Annotated in this window: 13 protein-coding genes; 7 read left to right on the top strand and 6 right to left on the bottom strand. The window is 59.8% G+C overall.

Annotation, left to right across the window (positions count from 1 at the left end; all coding sequences use genetic code 11):
• The coding region (locus XF30_RS38930) for a hypothetical protein (protein WP_204524533.1) at window positions 1-345 on the bottom strand (345 nt) is incomplete at its 3' end.
• A 566-nt stretch (window positions 346-911) separates the two neighbouring features.
• On the opposite strand from XF30_RS38930, the gene XF30_RS33545 reads away from it, so the two are divergent.
• From XF30_RS33545 to XF30_RS33535, 3 genes are read left to right on the top strand one after another with little or no spacing between them, the layout of a single operon-like run.
• Complete coding sequence (locus tag XF30_RS33545; RefSeq protein WP_109145061.1) at window positions 912-1,739, top strand: hypothetical protein; 828 nt, start codon at window positions 912-914, stop codon at window positions 1,737-1,739.
• A 41-nt stretch (window positions 1,740-1,780) separates the two neighbouring features.
• Complete coding sequence (locus tag XF30_RS33540) at window positions 1,781-2,728, top strand: hypothetical protein (protein WP_109145060.1); 948 nt, start codon at window positions 1,781-1,783, stop codon at window positions 2,726-2,728.
• Entirely contained in the window at window positions 2,715-3,062 is a 348-nt protein-coding gene (locus XF30_RS33535) for a hypothetical protein (protein ID WP_146207767.1), read from the top strand. The genes XF30_RS33540 and XF30_RS33535 overlap by 14 nt, the downstream gene beginning before the upstream one ends.
• A gap of 283 nt (window positions 3,063-3,345) precedes the next feature.
• Here XF30_RS33535 and XF30_RS33530 read toward each other — a convergent pair whose 3' ends face one another.
• Complete coding sequence (locus tag XF30_RS33530; RefSeq protein WP_109145058.1) at window positions 3,346-3,609, bottom strand: hypothetical protein; 264 nt, start codon at window positions 3,607-3,609, stop codon at window positions 3,346-3,348.
• A gap of 632 nt (window positions 3,610-4,241) precedes the next feature.
• On the opposite strand from XF30_RS33530, the gene XF30_RS33525 reads away from it, so the two are divergent.
• The gene (locus XF30_RS33525; RefSeq protein ID WP_192893327.1) at window positions 4,242-4,517 is read left to right on the top strand and encodes a hypothetical protein; all 276 of its coding nucleotides are present in this window, start codon (window positions 4,242-4,244) and stop codon (window positions 4,515-4,517) included.
• Window positions 4,518-4,582: 65 nt separating this feature from the next.
• Here XF30_RS33525 and XF30_RS33520 read toward each other — a convergent pair whose 3' ends face one another.
• A complete protein-coding gene (locus XF30_RS33520) occupies window positions 4,583-5,320 on the bottom strand; it encodes a metallophosphoesterase (protein ID WP_109145057.1) in 738 nt (245 codons plus the stop codon).
• 615 nt (window positions 5,321-5,935) lie between these two features.
• Between XF30_RS33520 and XF30_RS33515 the strand changes: the two genes are divergently transcribed.
• A complete protein-coding gene (locus tag XF30_RS33515; RefSeq protein ID WP_036035390.1) occupies window positions 5,936-7,366 on the top strand; it encodes an undecaprenyl-phosphate glucose phosphotransferase in 1,431 nt (476 codons plus the stop codon).
• A gap of 43 nt (window positions 7,367-7,409) precedes the next feature.
• Here XF30_RS33515 and XF30_RS33510 read toward each other — a convergent pair whose 3' ends face one another.
• The 3 genes from XF30_RS33510 to XF30_RS33500 form a co-directional block, all read right to left on the bottom strand.
• The gene (locus XF30_RS33510) at window positions 7,410-7,697 is read right to left on the bottom strand and encodes a hypothetical protein (RefSeq protein ID WP_109145056.1); all 288 of its coding nucleotides are present in this window, start codon (window positions 7,695-7,697) and stop codon (window positions 7,410-7,412) included.
• Window positions 7,698-8,088: 391 nt separating this feature from the next.
• Window positions 8,089-10,320, bottom strand: a complete 2,232-nt coding sequence (locus tag XF30_RS33505; protein WP_109145055.1) for a Wzz/FepE/Etk N-terminal domain-containing protein — start codon at window positions 10,318-10,320, stop codon at window positions 8,089-8,091.
• 31 nt (window positions 10,321-10,351) lie between these two features.
• Complete coding sequence (locus XF30_RS33500) at window positions 10,352-10,918, bottom strand: hypothetical protein (RefSeq protein WP_244609063.1); 567 nt, start codon at window positions 10,916-10,918, stop codon at window positions 10,352-10,354.
• A gap of 694 nt (window positions 10,919-11,612) precedes the next feature.
• On the opposite strand from XF30_RS33500, the gene XF30_RS33495 reads away from it, so the two are divergent.
• Both XF30_RS33495 and XF30_RS33490 read left to right on the top strand, forming a co-directional pair.
• Complete coding sequence (locus XF30_RS33495; protein WP_244609118.1) at window positions 11,613-12,725, top strand: acyltransferase family protein; 1,113 nt, start codon at window positions 11,613-11,615, stop codon at window positions 12,723-12,725.
• Window positions 12,726-12,732: 7 nt separating this feature from the next.
• The gene (locus XF30_RS33490; RefSeq protein ID WP_109145053.1) at window positions 12,733-14,070 is read left to right on the top strand and encodes a hypothetical protein; all 1,338 of its coding nucleotides are present in this window, start codon (window positions 12,733-12,735) and stop codon (window positions 14,068-14,070) included.
• Window positions 14,071-14,077: the final 7 nt, after the last annotated feature.

Below are 14,077 nucleotides of genomic sequence, written 5' to 3'. Positions count from 1 at the left end.
TTCGCCTCCTTGTTCGAGAAAGTCATCCATTTGCACACGGAAGCGCTGCTTGAACTCGGCATCCGCGTATTGAAATGCCGCGACCAGGCACGCGTATTGTCTCGCGCAGTGTAGGATTCGTTCTTCAGCTTCAAAAGCCGGATCTGCCATTGCTTCACGAAAAATCAGTTGAGGAAACGCTGTTGCTGAAGTTGCCTTATAATATGGTGGCCAGCGAAGTAATTTCCAGAATTGCTGACAAAAGTTGAGGGTGATGATCGGGCTGTTTGTAGTGGGGCGTTCACGCGAGACTAGGCCACACATCTGTGCGGAAGGTGGCTTCTCGTAAATTGACTTGGCCGACAATTACTCGACTCGAGGGGAGCGATGTCTTCAAGGGCTTCATACGATGCTTCCATTAGGCGGAGCTCGCAAGCGCGAAGAACTGATCTGAGCACGGGTGCGCCAAGGCATGACGATGGCTGCGTGCGCCTGATAATCTTACTCTAACGCCATACAACATCGCGGAGTTCGCCCGCGTCTTTGCTGAAATCGTCGGCTGCAGTGTTGGTTTAAGGTTCGACAGCCCACGCGTCGACACGCCGTGCTAGCTACTCGACGTCACCTGATTAGGAAAATCCCTGTCGCGTGGAATGAAACCACATTCGAGGTTCGCCGCGAGGATGCGGCATCTGTCGCTCTTGTAGCAGGCACCCTTCGTCATAGAGAAATCCAGAGGCGAGCTGCTAAACATCAATATTGATAGCGGCGTGTAAACTCGGGCCGAGGGTAAGGCTTGCGACGCGGGCAAGGTTGGTTCGGAGAAGGAGAACTAGTCGCAAAACCCCTGTGGATTGCGTTGCGGCCGCATCATTTATGTTGCCGAAAGGTGTTAAATAGGCGCCTTGCGATTCGCTCCGCGAGAGCTGGCGATGCCGACGTATCACAAAGCACAACTTAAAGAGACATGCCTGCCCTTTGTCGAGGTGTGGACGCTTATGCGCAAAGGTTTGGAGCCTGTCGCGCGTCAGGTCCTGACGCTGTTCAACTTCTATAAGGAGCGAGACATCGAATCCGCCCCTGAAGAAGTGGCGCTTTCTGACGAGGAGGAAGCCGAGCTTCTCCCTGTGGTCTCGGCGTTGGCACTGGCCGCCGTCCGGAGCGAAGAAATAGGACCTGGCGCTCTCGTGTCGACACTGGGTAAAGTGCGAAGGAAGCCTGACCTTTTCCATCAAGGTGACCTTCCAGCTGCCGTTGTTTGGGAGCTGGCCCAAGACCATCAACGAGGCTCGGAGCCGCCTGGCACGTTCAGCCTGGACATTTGGGGCGACGAACAAATCGCCGCTCCTTATGGCCCGGTCACTCCCGGCGGTGAAGCCGTTGCAGCAGCGGCAGGTCGCGCTCAGGAGCGCATCCAGCGAAAACGATCACCGGGGCGTCCTCAGCACCCTGCACATGAGGAGCTCGCTAGACGACTCGTTCCCATTTTTCTGAGGAGCGAAAAGGCAATAACGCGGAAATGGATCGTTGTCGATTACCGAGACGGTAAACCTTCCTACGCCGAAACGGGGGACTTCCACGACTTCTTGGAGTTGATTCTCCCGCCGCTACGCGACTTCTTGCGCGAGCGGCGCTTGGCGCCGATCACGACTGAATCCATTGTGCGTGCTGCCCAAGCGCATGTCGCTGCGCGAATCGCTTCGCGTCCACCATCCACACCCGATTATTCCTACGACTTCGATGCTGATCTTTTCGACTGAGCTCTCTAGCGTGATTGGCTCCTACAACTAAGGAGCAATCTATGTTCACCGAACCAGCGCCAGACCCTGCTGCCGGGACGGCAGCGAAATCAGTCGAGATACAGCACGGCTCGTCAAGTGGGCTTCAAGCTAACCTGATTGAGCAGGCTCACCCGAGTGCTGTTGATGGCGAAGCGAGCGCCACCTCAACTGCGCAAGCTCCTCTCATGAAACAGACTGAGGAAGAGCAGGAACAGGAGGCTGAGGGAGAGGGCGAAGCTGAGGAAGAGCAAGAGGAAAGTATCGAAGATCTCTACGGGTCTCTTCAGGCGGACGAAGAGACACGCAACTACATGCCCGACTTCATCAAGAAGAAGTTGGACAAGCCGCCCTTGCCACCGGGCATGACTGCGGAGCTCTTCCGTGCTCTCTTTGACTCAATCGCAGCGGGCAAGGAGCCGCATCGTCCGAAGTCTGACTTGGAGTTTCTCACGGTGCACAATGCCGCGTTGGAGACTGCCCGCCTGATGTGGCTCGACAGCCTGGTCGCCCAAATTGTGAATAACTACCGCCGTGAGGCGGTGGAAGTATTGGATAAGAAGCTGCACGCCATTGTGCCGTCCTGCAGGAAGGAAAAGGACGACTACGATCGCCTCGCGAAGGAAGTGGCGATGGATTACTTCGCCGATCCTGATCATCGCAGGGAGTTCAGCTCAAGACTGGTGCGTGGCGGCTTTGGCGATGAGGCTGTCGACACTCAGGCGTTCCAGCTTGCCCTTCCTTCGTTGCAGAAGATCGAGGCTATGCGCAAGTCTGCGATCAAGGAACGCGACCGAGCCCTTAAGGAGCTTGAGCGCTCCTATGCAGCCCGCTCCCCTGATCAACGTTTGCCGCTCAGCGCGGCCGCCTTGCGTAACCTTCGCAACGAGATCAGGGCGGAAAAGGAACTGGAGCGGCAAGAGCGCTTGCGCGAGGAATCCAAGAAGGCGGCCGAGGGTGGCGACGCGTAAGCAGATTGCAGCAAATCGACGTAACGCGGCCCGGAGCACCGGGCCGCGTACGCAGCAGGGCAAAATGCGTTCTCGGATGAATGCGCTTCGCCATGGACTTGCGGCGAAGGAGCCGGAGCAAAACAAAAACTGGGATCAGAAATCATCGACTTCAGTGACGGAAATTTGGGCTCGCATCGTTCAAATCGAGGACGAGCGCTTCAAGCTGGCATGCTCAGTCAACGAATTGATGGCATCGCAATCGTCGGATTTGGTGTTTGAAGGATTAAAAAGACTTGCCGCGCTCGATCGCTATCTCGAGCGCGCCCGATCAAAACTGAAAAATATCGTTTAATGAGTTCGCCTACTGCAAATTTCGTTGTGATTTCAGATACATCAAGGGTTCTTGCTTAACAATTGGGTTCGTTCTGCGGGATGTGCGGTGAAGTGCTTCAAGCTGGTGATGACAGAGTCGAGCCGCGCCCGCAGCGGGCCGGTCGTCTTACCTCTGAATCAGTCATTGGCCATGCTGGTTCGACTTTTCTCGCAGCTCAAAACAAAGCCGCCGGCCCGTTTTTCCGGAACGGCGGCGGTCGTTGAGACGGTCAGGTTGTGCTCAGCCAGGCGCGTCTACGCGCTTACCGCACGTACCAATATCCCCACCAGCGCTGGGACACCGGCCGTGCCTGCGCCTTCATCGCTGCGACTTCTTCGGCCGGGCGAAGCTGCGGGCCATAGACCGCCGGTGGGTAGACGTTGTCCCAGAACACAAGCCCGCCCTGGATGGCGGCCGCCCGCTGTGACGGGGCAAGCGCGAGCTCGGCGGCTGATGTCGCGGATGCTGCCAAAGTGAGGCCGAGAGCGGCCAGGGCAATGGATGAAGCAACGGCGCGGAAGTTCATTGGATTGAATCCCTCATCAAATGCGATGGGTGATAATGCGATGGGTTCCGGACGGTTGCAAGGGCACGGGCAGGCCGGCTGACGCCGAACTTCCGGTTGCAGGGGCGCATGGTCTCGCCAAGGCGCGTCGGATCGACCGCGACGGGACTTGATGCATCCGCCTGCGAGAACGTCTCTTAGATATGTCGTCGCCATATATAGAGTGTTCGAGGACCTCCTCCGGCCGAGACGAGATCAGGCAGAGGTCGGCAGCCTTGCCACGCGCGCGGCATGCATGGAAGCGATCGAACCTTGAACATTTTTTCGGCGCTCGTGAATCCTCGAGAACCATGATGTCGACACACTGCTCACTCTTGATAGGACGCGCACGATCCAGGACGATTCCCAGGACGACTCTCATGACTTCTGCGTTTGTCTCTGCTTCCATTTTCGGCGCTGGTCTCATTCTCGGATACGCGCTACGCGCCTGGCGCGTCCAACGAAGAGCCGTGAGCTCATCTAGCAGCGCCTCGCGCCGGCCCTCGCGGCCCGCTCCGACCTCGACGTTCGGCCACGCCCGGCGAGCCTTCTAGGCATCGTCCCATTCGATGACGGTATCCAGCTTCACACTGAACCCGATCGGACATGACGACATGAGTGAGCCCAAGAAGGATGCGCCGCGACGCTACATCGTGGATGGCGCCGGACAGCGCGTGCTTGTCGGTCTGACGATCTCGGAAACGATCGAGTTCGAAGCGCTGGACAAGCCGGACACCCGTCCCGGCGCCGAGCTGCTCGGGGAGGCGGCGCGCGTCCGAGAGGCCAGGCATGGCGAACGTTGGGTGGAGCTCTACGTCAAGCACGAGCGAGCCTGGAGCGACTGGATGGCCCAGACGCGTGCGCAGTCGCCGCTGCCGTGTCTCAACTGAAAATGGTGAACGTCCATTCCCTCCCGAGACCGTCTCGCGCCTCGGTGGCAGGAGGCTGAAGATCATCACACCGCGAGCATGCGGCTTCCCTGGATGCTCATCAGGGTGAGGTTGCCGGTCGCATAGGCACCGGTGTCGATATTGGCGCGGTTGGCCAGCAATTCGGCGCTGCGGACCGGCGTATGACCGTGGACGATATATTTGCTGAACTGCTCCTCACTGCGCAGGAATTCCTCGCGAATCCAGAGCAGATCGCGCTCGGTCTGCTCGGCGAGCGGCACGCCCGGGCGAACGCCGGCGTGGACGAAGAAGAAGTCTCCGCAGCTGAAGCTCAACCGCAGATTGTCCAGGAATTCCAGATGCTCGGTCGGCATGGCGCGAATCAAGTCGCGCAGGATCGATGCCGGCTCGTCGCGCTTGAGATCGGGGGGAGCAAGCCCGTAGGACATCAATGTCTGGGTGCCGCCGAAGGCAATCCAGTCCTCGAATAGGGAAGGGTCTTCGAACACCCTCACCAGAAAGGCCTCGTGGTTGCCCTTGAGGAAGACCGCATTTCCCCGGCGGCTCCGCTCGACCAGGATGTCGAGGGTTGACCGCGTATCCGGGCCGCGATCGATGTAATCGCCCATGAAGACTTCGACGGCATAGCGCGGCCGGCTCCGCGCAACGTCGGCGTCGATCACCCGCAGCATGGGCTCGAGCAGATGCGCGCAGCCGTGGATATCCGAGATCGCGTAAATGCGGACGCCGTCCGGCAATTGCGGTTTGGGAAGCGACGGGTGGGATCGCGCGAAAGATTTCATGGCGCTCATCGATCGGGTGGTCGGAAAAAATATCCCCAAGTCACCGGCACCGGAGAGCGTCCATCCAACGCGAACAACGCGAGTTCCGTGGGGGCCGCAGCTCGTTGTCGGTCCCGATCACGCCAAAAGAAGGGCACGGCATTTTTTGCCGACTTGTTTCATGGACTTCAGGAACGAGAGGGGTCCGCAGGAATTGCATCGCTGGCTCGAAGCGTGCAGCAAGTCTGCATGACTCGTTGCAGATTCTCGCATACAGCCGCAGATAGAAATCCCTGGAAACTCTCGCAAGTGATCCGATGTTTGCGTTCGTCGGCAGCAAGCAGCGCCTCAAACTTGAGCGAACAGCGTCTCGTGCAACGATAGCATCGCATGAGATGCGGAACTTGATTCAAAATAGGGCAGTTCGTTCGCTCGTATGTCAGCACTGTGACGACATTTTCAGCGCATCGAATTTCGCCGCGCATCTCAACGCGACACATCGTCCGTGCGCCGCAAAAGTTTCGCGTGCAGCGCCACAATGTCGCTGCGATCGACCAACACTTTCCGTGCGGGGAATTGACGAGTCTTCAGCATCACGATGAGCGTCAGGCACTCTCTCGATACGCAGAGGTTCGAATGGCTGTTGCAACTTACGGTTCTGAAAGCGCTCATGCGCTGTCATCTGCGCGCGGCAGTGCGCTTCAGAGGCCCTTTCAGGTCGTCGTCATCGCTGCTGACTTTCTGTTGATCCTGCTGAGCTACGCGGCGGGAGCTTCGCTGTATGGCGTGGTGGTCGCATCGCCACCCGACGGTGCATCGGTGGGAGCCGGATTGTTTGTCGGTGTGGTGTTCGTCGGGATCGCCTATTTCCGGGACGTCTATTCCACGCATCGCCTGCTCAATCTGGTTTGGCAGCTTCGAATGGCGGCCTTTATCTGGCTGACGTCGCTCACGATCCTCGCCGTTGCGGCCTTCCTGCTGAAATCGACGGACAATCTGTCGCGCGGCACCGTCATCGTCTTTGCCGTGATCGGCGGGCTCGGCTTGATCAGCCTGCGCTTCGTCTGGCAGGCCGTGTTCGGCACGAGCTTTGCGAGAAGCCGCCTGGTCGACCGCAAGGTGATCCTGCTCAGCCTGAAGCCGCTCGACTTCACCTCGAGCCGCTTCAAGGATTTGCGCAGGAACGGCTTCGACGTCATGCGCCATTTCGTGCTCGGAGAGGACCGAGATGACGGCCAATGGGAGCGGCAGATTCGCGACGTCATCCGTCAGTCGCGCGCGGCCGATGTCGACGAATATCTGCTCGCGATCGACTGGAACGAATTGCCGATGCTGCGCAAGCTCGGGCCATATTTGCGCGCCGTTCCGCAGCCCATTCGCCTGCTGCCGGACGATTCCGTTGCCGACCTCGTGACCCGTCCGTTCCTGCCGGTCAGCGGAACCGTCGCGGTCGAGATCCAGCGGCCGCCGCTCACCATTCTCGAGCGGCTGCAGAAGCGCTGTCTCGACGTCGGCGTCGCTCTGTTCGCGCTCGTGCTGCTGACGCCGCTGCTGCTGACGGTAGCCGTGCTGATCAAGCTGGATTCGCCGGGAAGCGTCATATTCCGGCAGTCGCGCCGCGGCTTCAACGGCAAGCCGTTCGAGATCTGGAAGTTCCGCACCATGACGGTTGCCGAGAATGGCGAGACGGTGACCCAGGCGACCAAGGGGGATGCCCGGGTCACCAAGATCGGGCGCTTCCTGCGCATGACCAGCATCGACGAGCTGCCGCAGCTCTGGAACGTGCTACGGGGGGACATGTCGCTGGTGGGACCGCGTCCGCACGCGCTCGCCCATGACAATTACTACGACGAGCTCATCAGCAAGTATGTCTACCGCCATCACATGAAGCCGGGCCTGACGGGCTGGGCTCAGGTGAACGGATTCAGGGGCGAAACGCCAACGATCGATCTGATGGAAAAGCGGGTCGAGTACGACGTCTGGTACGTCAGCAATTGGAGCATCTGGCTCGACCTGAAGATCATGGCCCGCACCGCGTCCGCCGTGATGTTCCAAGAGGCCTATTAGCCGCTCGATCTCTCAATCGCCGGAAACCTCCGTCCCCGGGGCCTCAGGTTCCATTTCGCGGTGGCCTGCGGAAGAGCCGCATGATCGCATCGCGCAGCGCGAGCAGCGGCGGCACGAGCACGAAGAAGGCTCCCATTGCGACGGAGACGATGACATGGCGGATCGAGAAAGGCTCGTCCTGCTCGATCTGGCGCCGGTTCGGGTCGATGGGCGCGGGTGAGAGCGTCGTCGCCATGGGGTGGCGGTGCGGCTTGCGTGGAGGGACCACGATCAACACGAACAGAATGTTGAGCAGGACCCAAATAGTCAAAATCGTCAGGACGATCAGCATCCGAGCCTACCGGAAAAATAACTGCGAGTAATGAACCGAGATTAGCCCCGGGGAACCGAGAAAGAAAGATGCCTAAAGTTTCGGCATTTTCAGGCATCAAGGCTCGGATCGTCTCGTCTTATTGACAGCTGATGGCACCGGCACAACTTTCCCGGCGACCACCGTATCCGTCAATCCTTGCTTTTGGCTAGAGCAATAACTGCAAGTTGTGGATTCCGGACGAATACGGAGCCCGCGAGCAGGTCCGGAGCCCTTGCCGCATCTCGGTCCGTGTGCGGGGCGCACGGGATGCCCTTTAAGCGACCGCCAAGCACGAATAAGGCCCGCTGCCAATTGGCAACGGGCCCGAGCTCATTCCAGTTGTTCAGTGGGAGCGGCGCCTCGCCTCCGCCTAGGCGTGCTCGACGTAATAGCTGTTGTGGTGCTTGCCCTTGTAAGCCTCGATGCGCTTGAGCATCTTCGGGTTCGCGCGGTTGAGCACGGCGCCGATCAGCTTCTTCTGGAGGACTTCCGAACCCGAAACCGACTCCTGCAGAGCGGTTCGTGTGGTCTGGCCCCATTCGATCACGTAGACCATGGCGTCGATCAGGAAGCTGACGGCCTTGGAATCGGCCACCGGCATCACCGGGGCGAGATCGATCACGATGTACTCGTAGTGCTCCCTCAGCACCTTGAGCAGCTCGGCCATTGCCTTGGATCCGATGACGTCGGCCGAATTGACCATGCGCGAGGCCACTACGGAGGGCAGGAAATCCAGTCCCGTTTCCTTGCTTCGCTGCACGTGGTAGCCGAGGTTCGCGGGATCGTTGAGAGCCTCCACGAGGCCGGTCTTGGCGTTGGGCGCGAGCTCCCGCGTCAGCGAGCGCGTGTGCAGATCGCCGTCGATCAGAACCGTGCGATGCCCGGTGAGGGCGATCAGCTGCGCGAAATTGGCGGCCACCGTCGTCTTGCCCTCCTTTGGAAGCGAGGAGACGATGCCGATCACCTTGATCTCGCGGGTCAGACGCGCGACGTCGATCGAAACCTTGATGTTGCGCAAGGTCTCGGCAAAGCGTGAGAACGGATGATCGACGACGTAGCGGGAGAGATCGGGAGGGCCGGTCTTCGCTGACGTCGGGAGCAACGTGCCGGCCGTCGTCGGCGGACGTATGTCCGGCAGCACGCCGAGGCATTTCACGCCGAGCTCATCCTCGACCTCGCCGGGGGTCCGCAGCACGTCGCTCAGCAGTTCACGCGCAAATGCCGCGCCGAAGCCGAGGCAGAGGCCGCCGACCAGGCCGCCCACGAGGGCGAGGACCGTTCGCGGCGAGCTCTTGCGGTCCGGCTTGGTGGCGGTGCTGATGAGGCGGGCCTCGCTGAGGGGAAAGCTCTGGTTCTGCGTCGCGCTCTGCAGCTTTTCCAGGAAGTTGTTGTAGAGATTGCGGTAGGTGTCGGCGGCACTTTCGAGATCGCGCAGCTTGACCTCGGCCTGGCCCTTGTTGCCGGCCTGGGCGACGAGCTCCTTCACGTTCTTCTCGAGCGAGGCCTCCCGGCTCTTCGCGATCTCGTAGTCGCTGCGATAGGCGTCTGCGATCCGACGCAGCTCGTCGGCGATGTTCTTGCGCAGCTCGTCCATCTTGTTGGCCAGATTGACCGCCGCAAGGTGGGTCTTGCCGTAGCGCCTGGACCAGTCGGAATATTGGGCCTGGAGGTCGAGATATTGAGCGCGCAGACGGGTGATCACCGAGTTGTTGAGGGCATCCGTCACGGTTGATTGCGCAACATCCTGATCGGAAATCGTGTCGATCCGGTCAAGCCGGGCCTTGGCTTCGGCGGTCGCAGCCCGCGCCTGAACTAGCTGCGTGTTGAGGTCCGACAATTGCTGCTCGGACATCAGGCCGCGGCTGGTTCCGACGATGTTGTTCTCGGCCTTGAAGGTCTGGACGGCGCGATCGCTGGCCGATGCCTGCTCGCTCAGCTCGAGGCTGCGCTGCTGCAGCCATTCGGTGGCCCGCTTGGTGGACTGATATTTGGCCTCCAGGGCGCCGACGAGATAGGCATTGGCGATCGCGTTGGCGATCTTGGCGGCTTTGTCGGGGCTCCGCGCTTTATAGCTCAGCGACAGCACATATGTCGTCAGCACGCGCTCCGTACGCAGATTCTTCTGAATCTGCTGGACGACTGCATGTTCGATTCGCTCCTGGCTTGCTGGTTCGCCGGAGCCGAATAGCGATGTCAGCTTGCCGATGATGATAGAGAGCAGGCCGGGCTTGGAGCCGTTGAACTCCGGGTCTTCTGTCAGCTTCAGGCGGCGGACGACGGACAGAATGAGGTCGTCCGAGTTGATGATCTCCACCTGGCTGTCGACGTAGCCCGTGTCGATCAGGGCGCTGCTGGCGTTGCTGTCCTTGTCCAGAACTTGCGTCTGCCGCGTATCCATCATGATGCGGGCATTTGCCGTATACATGGGCTGCGCCATGGCCAGGTAGACGATCACCAGGGCCAGCGAAGCTCCCGTACAGACCGCGATGATCGGCCATTGGCGGCGAAGGACGTCGGCCACGCGCTCGAAGCTGAGGACCGCCCCGCCGAATTCGATGCCGAATCGGTGCCCCGACTGGAAATGTTCCCTAGGCTGGTACATGTGCTAATTCGCTGCCTTTGACGATCATGGATCAATTCGGAAGGGGGACGGGCTTGAATGGATTGGCCAGCTTGGTTCTCCACTCGCCTTCGAGGAGTGCTCCGCCACGGCCCGGCTGCGGCGAGGTCTTGATTTGCGATTGGGCCTGGACGCCGGAGCCGTCCTCTCCGGCGCCGGAATAACCGGCCTGCACGTTGAGATCGCCGATCCGCTGCACGAAATCCCTGATCTTGCGCGCGGCGTCCGGCTTGGTGGACGTGCAACCTGCTTCGGCAAGGCGCAGCGCAGCGCCGATGGACGAGCGATCGGCTGAAGCCGACGCCGAGATGAGCGTCTGGACGGACGGCAGCACCGACGGATTCGTCGCGACATAGCGCGCGAGCCAATACCGCAACTTCTCCTTGTCATTGCGCAACCGCTCGAGGAGCGAGGACGGCGACTTCACGAAGGTGTCGAGTTCGAGTTGCGAGGCGCGGTCCGAGAATTCGACGCACTGCGCGCGGCAAGCACCAGCGCTCGACACGATCAGCGCAGAACCAATCAAGACAATCGCTAGCCATCGCGGCTGCGCATGACGACGTGTTAGTCCGCGGCCCATCCGTGTTCCTTGCTTCTGTTGCAATAGGAGAACAGGCGAAACTTGACAGGTAACTGTGTCATCTTTTTGTGCGACGCAAAAGCTGGTGCAAAGCTGGCGACAAAACAAACGCGAGCCCGCTTGTTCGCCGGTTGCAAAAACAAGTTCTACAATGCCTGCGAGATCGGCAAATCACGCCCATGAATGTTGCAACCTGAAAACATATCGGGCACTCGCGCAGCCGCTCGTCGCAAAACCGACACACAAGTCACGACGCGCGTTTATTGTTCCCCATTGGCGAAAGATTTTTTCGCGCGACATTGGCACGCAGCAATCAATGTGCTGCAAGGGCCTCGATCGCAACAGTGCCGAATTTCGCGCACACTTTGCGCGCAAATACTCGCAATCATCCCATGTCGATTGGCTTGCGCGCCGAAGCAGGCGCACGTCGGATGAAAAGTGGCATGAACTTGGCGCTCGCATGTCCGAATGATCTGCAAGCTTTGAAATTATTGTCGGTCGTCATGCATCGAATGCGGCTCCGCGATTGCAGAGATTGATCACGCGTTGAGACCTGATACACACTGCTGCGGTGCAACAGCTACGGAATGTTGATGTGACGGAGTTGGTTCATCGTGAGAAGGCGCACGTCCTGCCGCTCGACAGCATCCGGGGGATCGCCGCGACTTCCGTGGTGATCCACCATCTGCTGCTGATGCCAACCTTTCTCGCGGCATTCTCGCACAACGCCTGGATCAACTGCTCCTTCTTCAGGAGTGCATGGCTGCTGGTCGATCTGTTCTTCGTTCTCAGCGGAATGGTCATGGCGCTCAGCTATGTCGAGAACGACTTCACGCGCTTCTCGCTGCGCGAATTTATGGTACGGCGCCTGGCGCGAGTCTACCCGCTGCATATCGTCATGCTGCTGGCAAACCTCGTCTTTCGCCTGCTGCGCATCGGCCTGGTCATGGCGGGGGTGGTCGTCGCCGCGCCTGCGGCGTTCGAAGTGAACAATGCCTATTCCTTCGGCCTCAACGTCCTGCTTCTCCACTCGATGGGGTTCATCGACTATCTCAGCTGGAATGCGCCGAGCTGGAGCATCAGCGTTGAGTTCTACACCTACCTGGTGTTTGGTCTGATCGTTCTCATTGCCCTGCGCATGCGCTCGCTGGCGTGGTTTTATGTCCTCTCCGGGCTGCTCGCGGTCGGAAGTCTCGTCTTCATCATCTTCGTGCTCGAAAAGAAGAGCATCGAGCTTCAGACGGATTTCGGCTTGCTACGCTGCTTCGTCGGCTTTTTCCTGGGCGTCTTGATGGTGAGGATCGTCGATCGCCTGCCGGCCAAGCCGGGGCCTGCCGTGCAGGGCGCATTGCAATTCGTCGCCATGATCGCGAGCATCGTCCTGGTGTCCCTGGCGGAGGCCAATCCTGCCGCGACCTTCCTCGCGCCAGTGATGTTCGCGATCTTCCTCGGCAGCCTGGTGGCCTTTCCGGATGCGCTGCTGGTGCCGCGGATCCTGGTGGCCAAGCCGCTGATCTGGTTGGGGCGTCGTTCGTATTCGATCTATATGGTGCACGCGCTCGTGGTGCTGCTGGCTGAATACTTCGTGCGGGGCGTGGGGGCGGGGCGAATCGCCGCCCTGGATTCGATCTGGGCAGGCCTGCCGGCGACGCTGAATCTCGTCGTTTCACTGGCCGCCGTGCTCGCGGTTTCGCACCTCACCTATCTCTATGTCGAAATTCCCGGCGGCAGGCTCCTGCGAAATGCATTCGGAAGCCCCCCGGATTTTGCGCCATCCCCCGCCCGATCGGCGCGGCTGAGCAACTGAGCCGCGCATGAGCACCTTCGCGCTGCAACCCCGCAGGATGATGCTGATCAGCCTCAATATCGAGGCGATCGCGCTCGCAGCCTATCTGGTCCGGGATGCCTTCGGCGGTATGATGCGGTACTACACCAGCATCATGCATTTGGACGCGCTTTGGTTCGTGCCGGATGGTATTGCGCTTCTGTGCCTGGTCCAGTTCATCGTGCATTGCATCTTGCGCAATCGCAGTATCATGGCTGCAGTTGTCCTCGTGCAGATCATGCTGTCGCTGGTGCTCGGCTACTTCATGCTGGGGACGGTCAACGCGGCGATGTCGTCGTTTAAGATGATGCTCCCGGTGTTCGTCGGATTTTGTTTCTGCGACGCCAGTCTGGGCTCCTACAAGAAGTTGCTGTCGGTCATCGCCGCGACGTTCTACCTCTCGCTGATCGGCGTGCTGCTGACGAAATTCTACTTCATGCCCTGGGTCGGATACAAATATGAGTCCTTCGGCGCCGTTCGTGAGGCGGGTCGCTTATGGTGGGCCTATGGCGGTGACGATCAGCGTCTCACGGGCTTTGCTGCCGAAAGTACCATGGCGGCCTTCTTCATACTCGTGTCCTTCGCAATTACGTCGATCCGTAAGAGCACGATTTGGTGCCTTCTGTACGGCTCCCTTGCGGTCTACATCATCCGTCTGACGACCAGCAAGACGACCATGATCGTCCTCGTGCTCTACTTGATTCTGCTGGTGTTCGTGCGGATGCTCCCGGAGAAGTCGCGCTTCACCGCGATACGGAACATTGCATTGTGGTCGTTTGCCGCGATCCTGGTGCCGTTCTTCATGATCGTGCTCGCTTCGGGTACCGCCGCGGTGCCGCACACGACCCTGTTCAGCATCGTCGACCGCATCAACAACAGCTGGCAACTGCCGTTCGTCTACCTGAGCCAGCTCATGCCCGTTGGTCTCGTGACCGGCTGCGGCGTGGGCTGCTTCAACTATCCGCAGAAGCTGTTCTCGCCGCTCGCCGCCTTCTGGGTTCCCGTCGACAATTTCTACATCGGCACGTATCTGATGTTCGGACTCCCGTTCGTCGCATTCATGGTGATGGTATTCCGGGCGACGTTCGGCACGACCGACGTCTACAAGCTGACGCTGATCTTCGTCGTCAACTTGTTCACGATCACCGTTCTGAATTACGGCCCGGCGTCCGGCCTGCTGATCATCGCGTTGAGCTTCAGCGAGGTGTTCTCGCGGCGCGCGACCACCGCGCGGGCGGGCGACACCGTGCCAATCATCGTACGGCCACCGATGCCGTCATTAGAAGGCTTCCGCCCGGATGTACCGGCGGCGAGCGGAAGCAGGTGAGAACGAA

Origin of the sequence: Bradyrhizobium sp. SUTN9-2 (genome assembly GCF_003122645.1) — a bacterium.
Classification (GTDB): Bacteria; Pseudomonadota; Alphaproteobacteria; order Rhizobiales; family Xanthobacteraceae; genus Bradyrhizobium; species Bradyrhizobium yuanmingense.
The sequence above is the reverse complement of the archived record's forward strand: the minus strand, read 5'-3'. Positions and strand labels throughout refer to the sequence as shown.